The following is a 13,792-nucleotide window of genomic DNA, read 5'->3' on the forward strand; positions in this document are numbered from 1 at the left end:
AATCCCCTCCTTCTTCTGCCTTGTCGATCAAGTTCATGTATTTGTAATAAAAAATGAGTTGATTTTTCTTTGTACACATCGTACAGTGAGTAGGCAATAGCAAGATTTTAACGTCAAACGGAGGGATTATTCCGATGAAATGCTGGCGTACATTTAACTTCGAAAAGAGATATGGGCTGAATAAAATTATTATTTATTCCATTTTGCTGACGCTGCTGTTCTTTTCCTTCAGCTTTGCCTTTATGCAATCTCTCTTTTCAGAACCATTATATTCTGGTTATTTTCATTTTTTTCTCATAGGTTTGCTGGCTATTTATCCACTGCATAAACTCATACATCTTTTGCCGATTTTACACTACTTGCCGAAGTTGAAATGCCAGTGCAAAGCCTGTTACTTTGGTCTGCCAGTAATTTCAATTAACATAAAACGGCCTGTTTCTAAGAAATGCTTTATGGCCAGTCTCATACTGCCTTTTTTTATTATAAATCCAGTTCTTCTAATTTGCGGCGTGATGTTTCCGCATTATATTCATTACTTTACAATGCTTGCCTCTTTTCATACAGGCATATGTGCGATCGATTTGCTTTATTTGAAAGCAATGGCTACTTCTCCTAAACATGCAGTAATTGAGGAACATGACAGAGGATACGAAATCCTCATTCCACAATAAAGCGAGACAGATGTAAACAGGAGCTGCCCTATCATCTGCTGACTGGAATAAAAAACTTAGGTGCTTCCAAAAGAACGGACAGCACCTAAATGTCTTCTTCCTGTTCACTCTAATGAATCTGTCTTTGATCCGTTAACTACTCCCCTGCCGGCTTTAGAGTCGAGATCATCCTCTTCTAAGTTCTTACATGCAGTCTACACTGTTTTCCTATCTTTTTTTCGTAATTTTTGATATGTTTATTACATATGAAAAAAGAGGGAGGGAATAAATTGATCTCCATTATCGTCGTATTTATTATTTTTTCAGCTTTTATTCTTTATAACATCAACCGTATGACTACTATTCTTTGTATTCAAAAAGAGATACCGGAAGAACGCCACCCCAAAATTTTCCGCACGATCAATATCTACATCACGATTTTATTAATCTCCTCGTATATTGAAATTCTATTTACATAAAATGGGCCGCTTGAAAAAGCAGGCCTATTTTTGATGGTACACACTCTTATTAAATTGAAAGGCTTTGTTAAATTTCCATTGCAGACACTCGTCTTCTGCAGGCGGTCTGGGAGCCTCCCCCTCCAATCAACAAAGGGACGAAATCAACAATAGTCATTAACTAGCCAATTCAAAGAGCCATCTCTTTTTATTTTCCACCATATGCTCAATTCCTTTGGACGCTCATTTAAAATGTGATATAGTATATCCTGTACAAATAAATGGATGCCGCTGCTTCAATGAAGGCCGGCTAATTAATCAGGGAGTTGTTTAAAAGATGAAAAAATGGATCCTGTCTGCTTCTTTACTTGCAGGAGCTGTCGGTTTGGCTGGTTGCGGCGCCGGAAACAATGATGTTGTTGCCACTTCAAAAGCAGGCGACATCACGCAACAAGAGCTATACGACGCGATGAAAGAAAAGTTTTCTCCGCAAATGGAACAAGCACTTGAAGAAATGATGTATGACAAAGTACTTTCTGAAAAATACGAGGTGTCTGATAAAGAACTGGATAAGGAGCTAAAAGAAGCTAAAGAACAGCTCGGTCCTCAATATGATGCATTTCTCGCTCAGTACAGCCTTGATGAAAAAGGATTTAAAGAATTTTTAAAATTGCAGCTTTTACGTGAAAAAGCGACTCTTTCAACAATAAAAGTGACCGATAAAGATGTAAAAGAGTACTACGATAAATGGAAAGCCCCTATTAAGGTTCGCCATATCTTAGTAGAGGATGAAAAGAAAGCAAAAGAAGTCGAAGATAAGCTCGCGAAAGGCGGCAAATTCGAAGATCTTGCTAAAGAATATTCAACGGATCCAGGATCTGCAGAAAACGGCGGAGACCTTGGCTGGGTGGATAACCAAAGCCGCGAACAATTTGTTCCAGAGTTCACCAAAGCACTGGATACGCTGAAAAAAGGACAAATAAGCAAACCGATTAAATCAGAGTACGGTTATCACATTATCGAGATTACTGACACAAAAGAGAAAAAAACGTTTAAAGAAATGAAAGATGAAATGACAAAAGAAGTGAAGCTTTCTAAAGCTGATCCAGCAACTGCTCAAAAAGCACTTGATAAAGAAATGAAAGCCGCTGATGTAGAAGTGAAAGATAAAGATTTAAAAAACGCTTTTGAAAGCCTGTCTGATTCTGGCAAAGAAAAAGAAGAGAAATAACAAACACACAAAGGGCCCATGTCATGAGCAGCAAACACTCATGACATGGGCTCTTCCCATTTAATTTTTTGCTCTTAATGCCCTTTCTTTCTCCATTCTGTCTATATAAACTTGTCCTTCCTGCTCAATATGCCCATAATCGATCTTCTTGTCTGCTCTTGCTGTTTTAATGGTCATAAATGCGCTAAATAGAATTCCTGCTACTACTGCATAGATCCATAATGGTAATGTCATCGCTATCCCCTCTCTTACCCGCATTTGTTAATCATTTTATTCATCATAAAAAAAAACATGCCCAAAATTGGACATGTTTAAGATGAAAATTGTGGATTATAAAAGGAGCGATTATCAAGTGCAAATATACGCTCAGAAAACTCTCCCGGCTTTGTACGGTTCAGCGCCCGATCAAGCATATTCATTTTTGCATCAAGATTATCAATGTAATGCAGAATTTCCGCTTCTTTGATCATCGGCGGTTTGGGACTTCCCCATTCTGCTTTTCCATGATGAGAAAGTACAATATGCTTAAGTATCGTGACTTCTTCTCCATCAATCCCAAGTTCCTCGGCCGCCTTTCCGATTTCATTGACCATAATCGTAATATGCCCCAGTAAATTTCCCTCTACTGTGTAAACCGTTGAAACTGGTCCCGACAATTCGATCACTTTTCCTAAATCGTGCAAAATAACGCCCGAATATAACAAATCACGATTAAGCGACGGATAAAGATCAGCAATCGCCTTTGCCAGCTTAAGCATAGAAACAACGTGGTAAGCGAGGCCTGAAACAAATTCATGATGGTTTTTCGTTGCTGCTGGATATTCTAAAAACTCCTCATGATATTTATTCAATAGAAAACGAGTAATGCGCTGAATATGCGGATTCTTCATTTCAAAAATAAATTGAGTAATGATGTCCGCCATATCCTTCTGGCTAAGCGGGGCCGTCTCAATAAACTCATCGACACTCTTCCCGTCCTGTGGGCCGGCTGGGCGGATTTGACGAATCTTTAACTGCATTCTGCCGCGATAATTTTGAATCTCTCCTTTTACCTTCACAATGGTCTGAGGCTGATACTGTTTTTCTGTTTCTTCCTTGGCATCCCAAAGCTTCGCCTCAATATCACCGCTTTTATCTTGCAAAATGAGCGTTAAATAAGGATTGCCATTGACTGCTGTGCTTTTTGCAACTGATTTAATTAACAAATATCCTTCTACACTTTGTCCCGCTTCATACTTGGTAATCTCTTGCAAATTAGTTCATCCTCCTTGACATCTGTTAGCTAATTATACCATAACAGCTTTTAGTATTATTTATTGCACGCAACAGAACACTGCTGCATTCAGGCTCCATCTAGTTGTCTTTTGACAGCGCCAGCGCTTTTTTCATATCTTTCAATGAATTTGACTTTCCATACATCAAGACGCCCCCTTTATAAATACGGGCACCGATGACACCAAAAATGAGAATGGCTGCCACTAAAATTCCTAAACCGAGGACCACTTCCCATAACGGAATAGTGAGCAGCCCGATACGAACAAACATAATCATCGGCGTAAAGAATGGAATGTATGAAGTAACTGTAATAAACGGCGATTCAGGATTACTAAGCCCGTACATGGAGATGAAGAAGCCAATCATTACGAGAAACGTCAAAGGCATCATCATTTGCTGAACATCTTCCAGCCGGCTGACGAGCGAACCGAGAAGAGCCGCAATCGTAGCATATAAGAAATAGCCAAGAATGAACAAGAGAACTGCGTACATGATCATGGACAATGAAATAGACTTCAATCCCATTATATCTACAACAGAACCTTCAGACTGAGCGGATAACGCAGTATAAGCAGCCACCATCCAAACTCCTAATTGAGTAAGCCCAAGAAGGCCAATACCGATGATTTTGGCAAACATTTGCTTCACCGGGGATACACTTGAAATTAAAATTTCCATCACGCGTGATGACTTTTCAATCGCTACCTCCGAAGCAATCATGTTAGCATACATGATGACAGATAAATAAATAAAAAATAACAAAATATAGACGAGAACCTGCGCCTGCATCAATTCCTCTTCGGATTTAGCCTCTTTGGCCAATGCCGTTACTTTAAATGCAGCCGGCGCGTTCCACATTTCGATTTGCTCATTTGTTAACTGAAACTTGCCCGCGACTTCCATTGTCTTAAGAGACTGCAATGCTTGACGGATATCAGAAGAAATTTCGCTATTCGTAATATTTTCTGCCTTATATGTTGCTGTCGGCAAACCGTCTGCTGTTCTGCCTAAAAGAAGATAGCCTTTATATACCCCTTGTTCTACTTCCTTTTTCAATTGTTCTTCCGTTTTATCTGTTTGTACAACGGTTAGATCATCAGCTATTACTGCTAACTGCTCTTGAAATGGTTTGTACATCGTTCCAGTCTGATCAATGACAGCAATTTTCGTTTCCTTCTCTTCATCATTAAAATAGGAAAAAATCTGTTCCATGTTAACAGCTGCCACGATGGCTGCTGCTACAAGCAAAGTAGTAATCATAAATACCTTTGTCTTAAACTTATTTATGTATGACTGTGAAAGAATCATCCAGAAGTTATTCATAAGAAGCCCCTGCCTTTTCAATAAAAATGTCGTTAAGCGATGGCTCTTCCAGTTCAAATTTTGTGACGAACCCTCTGCCTTGAAGAGCGGCCAAAATCTCCTGGGATGTTTCTTCTTTTGCAACTTGCAGCAGCATGCCTTCCGCTGTTTTTTTCGATTGTAACACTCCTTGGATACTTGATAAAAAGCTAAGATCAAAATCTGCTCTTACGACTACATTCTTCTTCCCAAATGAACGCTTAATTTCACGAAGACTGCCATGAACAACTGGACGCCCGTGATGCATCATACATAAATTTTCGCAAAGCTCTTCGACGTGCTCCATCCGATGGCTTGAGAAAACGATTGTTGTCCCGCTTTCCTTTAACTCTACTACAGCTTTCTTTAGCAGTTCTACATTCACAGGATCTAGACCGCTGAACGGTTCATCTAGAATAAGCAGCTCTGGCTTGTGGACAACGGAAGAAATAAATTGGATTTTCTGCTGATTCCCTTTTGACAGCTCTTCGACTTTTTTTCCTGCATAATCAGGAACATGAAAGCGTTCCAGCCAGCGGTCGGTTTCAGCGGCAGCTGCTTTTTTATCCATTCCGCGCAGGCGGGCCAGGTAAACAATTTGCTCCTTCACTTTCATCTTAGGATAAAGCCCCCTTTCTTCCGGCAAATAGCCAATAAGCGGGCTTGCTTTATAATTAACCGGTTCTCCATTCCAGCGAACCGTTCCTTCATTTGCCTGCAAAATACCTAAGATAATTCGAAAAGTCGTCGTTTTTCCCGCTCCATTTGCACCAAGAAAGCCAAATAACTCTCTTTCTGGAATTTCTAAAGACAAATCATGAACTGCTGTGAAATCATTAAATCTTTTTGTCACATGTTTCAAAACAAGCATCTTCGATCACTCCCCCTCTAATCCATACGTTAAACCCCCTAAAAAGTTCCATAAATTCATTTTATTATGATTTGTTTTTAAAAATTCTGAATTAACGTACAATAGTATAACGAATTCTTTTCAAGGAGGAAAACAGATGGTATATAAATTAACAGTCTTTAGAAGCAATGGAGAGAAATTGCTAGACAAATCATTCGAGGCCCACAATGACGAGGATGCAAAAAAGCGCGGTCAACAGCTGCTTTATGAGCATGCTTATGAAGGTTATACGTATCGCTGCACCTCTTCACTTGGAAAACTCATTCTGTTCCATGCATAAGCACAAATCGGCTGTTATCCAAGTACTACCTGCTTACAGTAACTATTGTTCACTTTTCTAGAAAGGCTTTGTTAAACATACCTGTGGATTTCCGCAGGGACCTTGCACCTTCTACTCCAATCAACAAAGCAGTAAAATTAACCCTGATCATTAACATAACCTCTGACCCAAAACAAGGAGCCAGGCCTCACCTGGCCCGGCTCTTAAGGAAATAGTTTGTTTAGTTTATCGATTTTCTTCTCTGTATATTCACTGAATCGTTCATTGTACGTTTTTGGATCTTTTGGATTGGAAAAGTGTTCAATCTTTCCTGTTTCCCGGTCAATAAACTTGCTGGCCGCACCACATCCGATACCGATAATCGTTTGTACTTCTTCCATGATCATAATATTATAAATACTTTCCTGGCCAGGCTTAGAATAACCAACGTTTTCTAGATTGCCCAGAATATTTTTTTGGCGATACAAATAATAAGGCACATACTCGTGTTCCTTCGTCCACTGCTCTGCCATATTCATCATTGCTTCCACTTCTGTCCGATCAGCTACTTTGTACTTTTCCTTATTGAGCGTCATTTCAGAAGCACGTTTAAATGAAAGCGTATGGACAGTTAGTGACTCTGGCATCAGCTTTTCTGTTTCAGCGAGCGAATGAGCAAACTCCGCTGTTCCTTCACCAGGCAAACCGATAATTAAATCCATATTAATGTTATTCATGCCGCTCTCTCTGGCCATATGATATTTCTCAATTGTTTCTTCTACCGTATGATGACGGCCGATCGCTTTCAATGTTTCTTGAGTATAAGACTGCGGATTAATGCTAATGCGGTCAATGTTCCATTTTTTCAAAACAGTGAGTTTTTCAGGCGTAATCGTGTCCGGACGGCCTGCTTCCACTGTGATTTCCCGAATGTCCTCTACACCTGGAAACACTTCGTACATTAATGCATATAACTCGTCCATTTCTTCTGCGGTAATAGCTGTCGGTGTACCGCCTCCATAATAAACAGTTGTAATCTTGATACCTTTTTCTTTGAGCCAGCGGCCAATTTGCTCCATTTCATAATGAAGACCGCTTAAAAAAGAAGCCACCCGCCCTTGCTTTCCTTGAATCGCATAGGCCGGAAATGTACAATAGGCACATTTCGTCGGACAAAATGGAATGCCAATATAAATACTAACTTCATCTTTTACCTTATATAAATCAGGTACCATCGTTAGCTGACGGTCTAAAATCCGCTGCATTAAATCAATTTTTTCTTCTGTAATTAAATATTCTTCCTGCAATTTTCGGTGAGCGGCTTCTGCAGGAACTCCGGCTTGATTTTGTTTATGAAGAAGTTTCGTTGGACGCATACCGGTTAAAATGCCCCACTTTTGCGTGATCCCTGTATACGCCTGTAACACGTGTAAAAATACGTGGGAAACGACATTTTTTACTTGCTTAAAGTGCTCTTTTTCGTCAACGGCCGTCACCATTTTCCCGTATTCTGCTTGATATTGTTTGTCATCAGCAGTTAAAACGGCTTGTGCAGAAATCTGCTTACCTTCTTGCCTTAATTGAACAGCAACAGCAAGCTCACTCTTTTGCCCTTCGTCCATACGAATTTCTGTTTCTTCAAAAAACAAGTTGGCAATTAGTTGAAGAGGCCGCGCAAACCGTTCATCTTCTAATCCTTTTATATAAATTAACAACGTAATTCACCTTTCTCCGCTTTCTTCCCTTTAGCATACTGAAACCATCCTCTCACGGTCAAGACGCAGTTTCAGAAAAGCACTTAAAAAAAGCGGCATGATTCTGCCGCTTAATCTAATTTATTCACCTCTTCTTCCCCCACTCTCCTTTGATGCCTTAAAAGTTCTTTAATGACATAAGCGATTCCGCCATCTTCTTTCGTCCGCGTAATCCAGTCAGCGGCCTGCTTAACATTTTCCGGAGCGTCTCCCATCACAATCCCTATTCCTGCTTCTCTTACCGCTTCTTCATCCCCTTCATCTGCGCCAATGACAGCAATCTCTGAGCGGCTGATCATCATTCTTTCTGCTAAGTATAAAATGCTGTTCCATTTCGTTACACCGAATGGGCTGATTTCAATTTGATCTTTTCCTTTCTTAGAAAAGGAAACTTCATTAAACATATTTTTCAACGCTTGAAGGGCTTCATCTCTTTCATGAGGTTTAAAAAAGGTGATTTGAATAGACAATGGCGAGATTGGCTCTTCAAATAAATGTTCTGATAAGGAACTAACAAAGTACTGAGAATAAAGAAATTTTTGCGTCCTCTGCCACACATTTCGTTTCACTAGCGTCGCCGGAAGCCTGCCTTTATTGCTTACAGAAAAAGTTTCAGTTGTAAGTGTCGTCCTACAGTCAAATGATTCGAGAAATTGGACAATCTCATACGTACATTCTTCAGTAATCCGCTGAATATAAACTGGTTTATCAAGCTCAGAAGCGACATATGCTCCATTATGAGCGATTAGACAGCTTTCCGGCAGAAAAGATTTTGCTGCTCTCTTTACGATCGACAATTCACGGTTGGAATAAAAGCAAACAACTACTTTTTTCTTATCTGCATAGTCCATGGCTTCTTTCGTTGACTTCATCATCCGGCCTTTATTTTGTGCAGTAAAGGCATCTATGTTAATTGCTAACAAACGATATACCATTTTCGTTCCCCCTTCATGTTGTCCTTGTTAAAAATTATGAAAGGGATACAAGCTTTAGAACAAAGCTTAATAAAAAAGTGCCGGGTATCCCCGGCACTTTCGGCTGTTCATTAACACTCATTTTCCTCACTGCTCATTGGTCCGCAGTATGCATCTGCTTTACTTTCCATCAGGCTGATAGTCAAGCAGATAGATGGTCGCTTTAGCGGCCATCTTATTCTAAGCCCGTTCCGTATAGCTCTTCCAATGGTTTCAGAATGATTTTATTCATATCAGCAATCGTCATGCTCATTTTCTGCTCGGCTTGCATTAATTTCGAAATGAGACTATGCTGCTGAACGAGCGCCATCGTTTTTTGAGCCTGCTGTACTTCTTCTTCCGTAATATCTTGTCCCATCATTTGTTTTTCCTGAAGTTTCATTTGTACATTGCGGAAGTTCATAAAAATACCCTTCGCTTCTTCATCCGCATTCACGTCTTCGTAAAGCTTTTTCAGTGCTGTGTACTCCTCGCTTTGACGCAGCCCTTTTTCCAGTTCATAAGCTAAATCATATAAATTAACTGCCATCTTCTTCCTCCTTTGTATCAGCATGACTCCACTTTAACAAACTATGCAGCAGTTAGCGAGACTTTACTATAATTTTGGATTCAAAAAGAAAGGAAAAGCACTTTCTCTTTTTTACATTCATTTCCTTAAGCTTTTTGAACAAACTCTATAACAAACCAACAATCAGTGCCTGAATAAGACCGATCGCACCTCCGAGCAGTCCCCCCAAGAGAGTAATCATTTTTAATTCCCGGCGTGCAATATCTAATACGATTTGCTCAAGCCGCTGAAGTGAAAATGTTTCTACTTGTTCGCGGACAATCTCACCGATTCGCAGCTTTTGCATAATCGCTGGTATACGGGCCGCAAGAAGAGATCCAGCTCTTTCTACTAGTGTAGGAATGACTTCTTGAATGATCTTTTCTTCAAACGGCTGTAAGAAGTCTGCGACCGGTCTTTGGAACATTGATGGCAAATTAAGCTGCCGCAGTATGAATTTTTTGCCTTCAGCTACTGCTTTTTCATCGGAAAACTGCTTAAACACATCTTCCCATTTCCAGTCAAGCACTTTCTCCCACTCTTTCATAAGAATCGTATCAAGCAGCTCTTTCGTTCCCGGATTGCCTAAAAATTTAACAATTTCTGGCTGGATTTTATCCTCCAGGGACGTATTTCCTAAAATCATTTGTAACATACTGCCAAGCTTGCCCCATTCAGCGAGAAAATCATCTGTCATTTTCTTCACTCGCCATTTCCCTTCCAAGCTGGAAAAATAATCACTGCCTTTCATTAAAATATATTGGGAAATATCCGGAAGTTTAGCTTCAATCGTATCCATCCACTCTTTCGGTACGGATTCTCTAATTGTTTGATCAAGATACATACTTTTCATATGATTGTATTTATTGTCGAGCCAATTTTCGATCCACTGCTCTGCTTTTCGTTCCGCCTCTTTGAAATGAACTTTTTCAAGAAGCTCAGAAACTGTTTGATCCGCAGCAAACATTGGCTTCGCTTCCCTTTGGAGCATAGTTATCATTTCTTGTCGAAAATTCGGCTCATTCAATTTCCGTTCAATACTTTCCGGTGTAAGCAAATGCTCCTCCACCGTCTTGCCAATCTGCCGGGCAAGCTCTCCTCTTCGTTTAGGAATGAGCCCCGGCGTGAATGGAACCTTCCACTTCCCAATATAGCTTGATTCATACGGGCGAAAGAGCATCCTAATAGCGATGGCATTTGTAATCGCACCAATAGCCGCACCGATGAAAACCATAAAAATAATTAATGTAAAAAGATTCAATTGTTGTTCACCTGCCATTCTTTCGTCACCAGCAAAGCTGGTCTTTCCATTATAATTGGGTTTCGCAAAACTTAGCAAATATTGTCGCTTCTAATAGGAAGTTGATGCTGCAGGAAAAGCATGAACAACAGTGTATACTGCACGTTTCATCGGAATAACTGCTTCCTTTTCCGAGCATATTATGATAAAGGAGGGGATGATTGTGGATGAAAAACGTGATGAACTTTCTTTTTTGCCCGATACACAGTTTGAGGGTAAAGATCAAGCGTATTTAGATATTGATCGAATGATCAATGAAGGGATGTCGGGAGGCTCCGTTCATATGAGATCTGAAGCCATTACTGCCAACATAGAAGAGGCTGTCCCTATAATGGATGAAACACCTCCAAATCAATAAAAAGTCATTTTACAAGGTGTCCTGCAAGTGCCGGACACCTATGTTTATTTTTTAAGGGTCTGGCACTAATTTATGGGGCAGCTTTATCTGCTTTTTACGATCATATTCACTGCTTCTTCAATCGCCTCCTCTGCATTCTGTCCGTTTTCATTCGCTTCTCTTATACAAATCTCTAGATTTTTCGCGACAATTAATCCGATAGAACGATCCACAGCCGAACGAATAGCAGAAAGCTGCGTCACAACTTCCTTACAGTGTTTATCTTCTTCCATCATTTTCATCACGCCTCTTATTTGTCCTTCAATCCGACTGAGACGATTTTTTATGTCACGGTTATATTCCATTACGTATACACCTCTATTTTCTCTTGAATAAATTCTGCATGTTCAACGCATGATATGTATCATCAGTATAGCACACCGATTCGGAAAACACCGTTATAAACACAAAGGAAAAAAGGTATAAATTGCCACTAGTTATTTTTGAATAAACTTTTTGAATCCAAACATACTAGTAATACAAGCAACAACATTTCAAGTCGATGGGCTCAACCAGATAGTGTCTGGACGCAAGAAATTGCGGACTGGTGCAAATCCAGAACAGCCCAGCCAAAATAAAACAACAGGAGATGACAAAACATGGCAAACAACAACAACAGCAACAGCAACCAATTATTAGTTCCAGGAGCTCAACAAGCTATCGATCAAATGAAATACGAAATCGCTTCTGAGTTTGGCGTACAACTTGGAGCAGATTCAACATCTCGTTCTAACGGATCTGTTGGTGGAGAAATCACAAAGCGCCTTGTAGCAATGGCTCAACAACAAATGAACGGCTTCCAAAAATAACTTTCACAACTTCATACACATGGCTTGAGCCCCTGATCTTTCAGGGGCTCTTTTATGTTTTGGCTTTATTAAACTTGTCTGTTGCTTTCCGCTGCAGACCCTCTAATCGACAATAACCATTAATATGGCATTATATTTTATAAATTGACCATTTTCGTCGGGTCAATCCATTCATCATATTGCGCTGCGGTCAGGTAGCCTGTTTCAATCGCTGCTTCTTTTAATGTCAGTCCTTTCTTATGAGCAAGCTTGGCAATTTCTGCTGCTTTTTCATATCCAATGTGTGGATTAAGAGCAGTAACAAGCATTAATGAGCGTTCCATTAACTGCTGGATCATTTCCTTGTTTGCTTCAAGCCCGGCAGCACACTTTTTATCAAATGAACGAATACCGTCAGCAAGGAGACGAATAGACTGCAGCACATTATAAATAATAACTGGTTTAAAGACGTTTAATTCAAAGTTCCCTTGACTGGCGGCAAAACCGATTGTTGCATCGTTGCCAAATACTTGCGATGCGATCATCGTAATGGCTTCACTTTGAGTCGGATTCACTTTGCCTGGCATGATTGAACTGCCCGGTTCGTTTGCTGGGATTGAAATTTCTCCTATTCCACTTCTCGGGCCGCTTGCCAGCCAGCGAATGTCATTTGCAATTTTCATCATGTCTGCTGCTAACGCTTTTAATGCCCCATGAAAATAGACGATTTCATCGTGACTTGTCAATGCATGGAATTTATTTGGGGAAGAGTAGAATGGGTAGCCTGTTTGTTTTTTGAGCTGTTCTGCTACTTTCTCTCCAAATGACGGATCAGCATTGATCCCAGTGCCGACAGCTGTGCCTCCAATAGCGAGGCTGAGCAAATATTGCTGGGATTGTTCAATCATTTCACTGCTGCGTTGAACCATCTTGCGCCATCCGGAAATTTCCTGCCCAAGCGTTAATGGTGTAGCATCTTGCAAATGAGTACGTCCAATTTTAATAATGTTCATATATTCTTTTTCTTTTTGTTCAAGGGTTTGTTCGAACTGAATAAGCGCCGGCTTCAGCAGCTTTTCAACTTCGTGATAGGCAGCAATATGCATGGCTGTTGGAAAGGTATCATTTGAGCTTTGCGACATATTCACATCATCATTGGGATGAATAAACGACTCTTTGCCTGTTAGTTCATTTCCCCTTCTAGCTGTCACTTCGTTCACATTCATATTAGACTGAGTGCCGCTGCCTGTCTGCCAGACAACGAGTGGAAAGTGACCATCCCACTTTCCCGCAATGATTTCATCGCATGCACGGACAATGACTTCTTTTTTCTCATCTGGTAATTTCCCCAGCTGTCCGTTGACAATTGCTGCCGCTTTCTTCAAATGAGCGAACGCATGTATGACTTCAATCGGCATTTTCTCGATCCCTATCGGAAAATTCTCTTTACTGCGCTGAGTTTGTGCACCCCAATACTTATCGGCCGGCACTTTCATTTCTCCCAGCGTATCGTGTTCTATCCGAAAGTCCATTTTTATTCCTCCTCCGTCTCATGCTCCTCTATCACTTTTCCCTGTTTCCATATAAATCATTCCAATAAATGAACATAAAAACAAACGGTTTACATTAAAACGAAAGGTCCATACCCATACAGCATGAAAAGTGACATAATGATCTTTATAAATTATATGTTTCGAACGAGTTTCTATTTATTGATACAGATTCAGGGGCCATTCTATGATTAAACGGAAGCATAAGAAAAAGACCACGGCATATACCGTGGTCTCAGGCTATTGACAAACGCCAGCTTTCTTCGTTTCTCGTCTGTCTGCGGTTCTCATGGCCTTTCTAGTCACTCCGCTCCCCATCAGACTTCGCGCCTTGAAAGACAAACATTTTCAATCAGTC

At 40.3% G+C, this 13,792-nt stretch carries 16 protein-coding genes; 6 read left to right on the forward strand and 10 right to left on the reverse strand.

The window, feature by feature from the left end:
• Window positions 1-134: 134 nt before the first annotated feature.
• The 3 genes from QYG89_RS09320 to QYG89_RS09330 all read left to right on the forward strand — a co-directional run bounded on the left by QYG89_RS09320 (window position 135) and on the right by QYG89_RS09330 (window position 2,339).
• On the forward strand, window positions 135-671 hold the full coding sequence (locus QYG89_RS09320; protein ID WP_404316728.1) for a DUF3267 domain-containing protein: 537 nt from the start codon (window positions 135-137) through the stop codon (window positions 669-671).
• Between the two features lie 278 nt (window positions 672-949).
• On the forward strand, window positions 950-1,129 hold the full coding sequence (locus QYG89_RS09325) for a hypothetical protein (RefSeq protein ID WP_404316778.1): 180 nt from the start codon (window positions 950-952) through the stop codon (window positions 1,127-1,129).
• A 316-nt stretch (window positions 1,130-1,445) separates the two neighbouring features.
• Window positions 1,446-2,339 carry a peptidylprolyl isomerase gene (locus QYG89_RS09330; RefSeq protein ID WP_404316729.1) on the forward strand — a complete coding sequence of 298 codons (894 nt, stop codon included), beginning with the start codon at window positions 1,446-1,448 and terminating at the stop codon, window positions 2,337-2,339.
• Between the two features lie 60 nt (window positions 2,340-2,399).
• On the opposite strand, the gene QYG89_RS09335 is transcribed toward QYG89_RS09330, so the two are convergent.
• The 4 genes from QYG89_RS09335 to QYG89_RS09350 form a co-directional block, all read right to left on the reverse strand.
• Window positions 2,400-2,573, reverse strand: a complete 174-nt coding sequence (locus tag QYG89_RS09335) for a sporulation YhaL family protein (RefSeq protein WP_404316730.1) — start codon at window positions 2,571-2,573, stop codon at window positions 2,400-2,402.
• Window positions 2,574-2,650: 77 nt separating this feature from the next.
• Complete coding sequence (gene yhaM / locus QYG89_RS09340; RefSeq protein ID WP_404316731.1) at window positions 2,651-3,592, reverse strand: 3'-5' exoribonuclease YhaM; 942 nt, start codon at window positions 3,590-3,592, stop codon at window positions 2,651-2,653.
• 100 nt (window positions 3,593-3,692) lie between these two features.
• Window positions 3,693-4,937: an ABC transporter permease gene (locus QYG89_RS09345; protein ID WP_404316732.1), complete on the reverse strand. Its 1,245-nt coding sequence runs from the start codon at window positions 4,935-4,937 to the stop codon at window positions 3,693-3,695.
• Entirely contained in the window at window positions 4,930-5,826 is an 897-nt protein-coding gene (locus QYG89_RS09350; RefSeq protein WP_404316733.1) for an ABC transporter ATP-binding protein, read from the reverse strand. The genes QYG89_RS09345 and QYG89_RS09350 overlap by 8 nt, the downstream gene beginning before the upstream one ends.
• A gap of 136 nt (window positions 5,827-5,962) precedes the next feature.
• On the opposite strand from QYG89_RS09350, the gene QYG89_RS09355 reads away from it, so the two are divergent.
• Window positions 5,963-6,145 carry a YhzD family protein gene (locus tag QYG89_RS09355; protein ID WP_404316734.1) on the forward strand — a complete coding sequence of 61 codons (183 nt, stop codon included), beginning with the start codon at window positions 5,963-5,965 and terminating at the stop codon, window positions 6,143-6,145.
• 203 nt (window positions 6,146-6,348) lie between these two features.
• Here the strand turns inward: QYG89_RS09355 and QYG89_RS09360 are convergent, their stop codons facing one another.
• The 4 genes from QYG89_RS09360 to QYG89_RS09375 all read right to left on the reverse strand — a co-directional run bounded on the left by QYG89_RS09360 (window position 6,349) and on the right by QYG89_RS09375 (window position 10,678).
• Window positions 6,349-7,839, reverse strand: coding sequence for a coproporphyrinogen III oxidase (locus tag QYG89_RS09360; protein ID WP_404316735.1), 1,491 nt, complete (start codon window positions 7,837-7,839; stop codon window positions 6,349-6,351).
• Between the two features lie 110 nt (window positions 7,840-7,949).
• On the reverse strand, window positions 7,950-8,813 hold the full coding sequence (locus QYG89_RS09365) for an HAD hydrolase family protein (protein ID WP_404316736.1): 864 nt from the start codon (window positions 8,811-8,813) through the stop codon (window positions 7,950-7,952).
• Between the two features lie 214 nt (window positions 8,814-9,027).
• A complete protein-coding gene (locus QYG89_RS09370) occupies window positions 9,028-9,381 on the reverse strand; it encodes a YlbF family regulator (protein WP_404316737.1) in 354 nt (117 codons plus the stop codon).
• Window positions 9,382-9,526: 145 nt separating this feature from the next.
• Window positions 9,527-10,678 carry a DUF445 domain-containing protein gene (locus QYG89_RS09375; RefSeq protein WP_404316738.1) on the reverse strand — a complete coding sequence of 384 codons (1,152 nt, stop codon included), beginning with the start codon at window positions 10,676-10,678 and terminating at the stop codon, window positions 9,527-9,529.
• Window positions 10,679-10,856: 178 nt separating this feature from the next.
• On the opposite strand from QYG89_RS09375, the gene QYG89_RS09380 reads away from it, so the two are divergent.
• Window positions 10,857-11,057 carry a hypothetical protein gene (locus QYG89_RS09380; protein WP_404316739.1) on the forward strand — a complete coding sequence of 67 codons (201 nt, stop codon included), beginning with the start codon at window positions 10,857-10,859 and terminating at the stop codon, window positions 11,055-11,057.
• A gap of 83 nt (window positions 11,058-11,140) precedes the next feature.
• On the opposite strand, the gene QYG89_RS09385 is transcribed toward QYG89_RS09380, so the two are convergent.
• Complete coding sequence (locus tag QYG89_RS09385) at window positions 11,141-11,401, reverse strand: metal-sensitive transcriptional regulator (RefSeq protein WP_404316740.1); 261 nt, start codon at window positions 11,399-11,401, stop codon at window positions 11,141-11,143.
• 294 nt (window positions 11,402-11,695) lie between these two features.
• Between QYG89_RS09385 and QYG89_RS09390 the strand changes: the two genes are divergently transcribed.
• Window positions 11,696-11,905, forward strand: coding sequence for a small, acid-soluble spore protein, alpha/beta type (locus tag QYG89_RS09390; RefSeq protein WP_404316741.1), 210 nt, complete (start codon window positions 11,696-11,698; stop codon window positions 11,903-11,905).
• 137 nt (window positions 11,906-12,042) lie between these two features.
• Here QYG89_RS09390 and fumC read toward each other — a convergent pair whose 3' ends face one another.
• Window positions 12,043-13,416, reverse strand: a complete 1,374-nt coding sequence (fumC, locus tag QYG89_RS09395) for a class II fumarate hydratase (RefSeq protein WP_404316742.1) — start codon at window positions 13,414-13,416, stop codon at window positions 12,043-12,045.
• Window positions 13,417-13,792 lie beyond the last annotated feature (376 nt).

Origin of the sequence: Bacillus lumedeiriae (assembly GCF_044891285.1) — a bacterium.
In the GTDB taxonomy this organism is placed as follows: domain Bacteria; phylum Bacillota; class Bacilli; order Bacillales; family Domibacillaceae; genus Pseudobacillus; species Pseudobacillus lumedeiriae.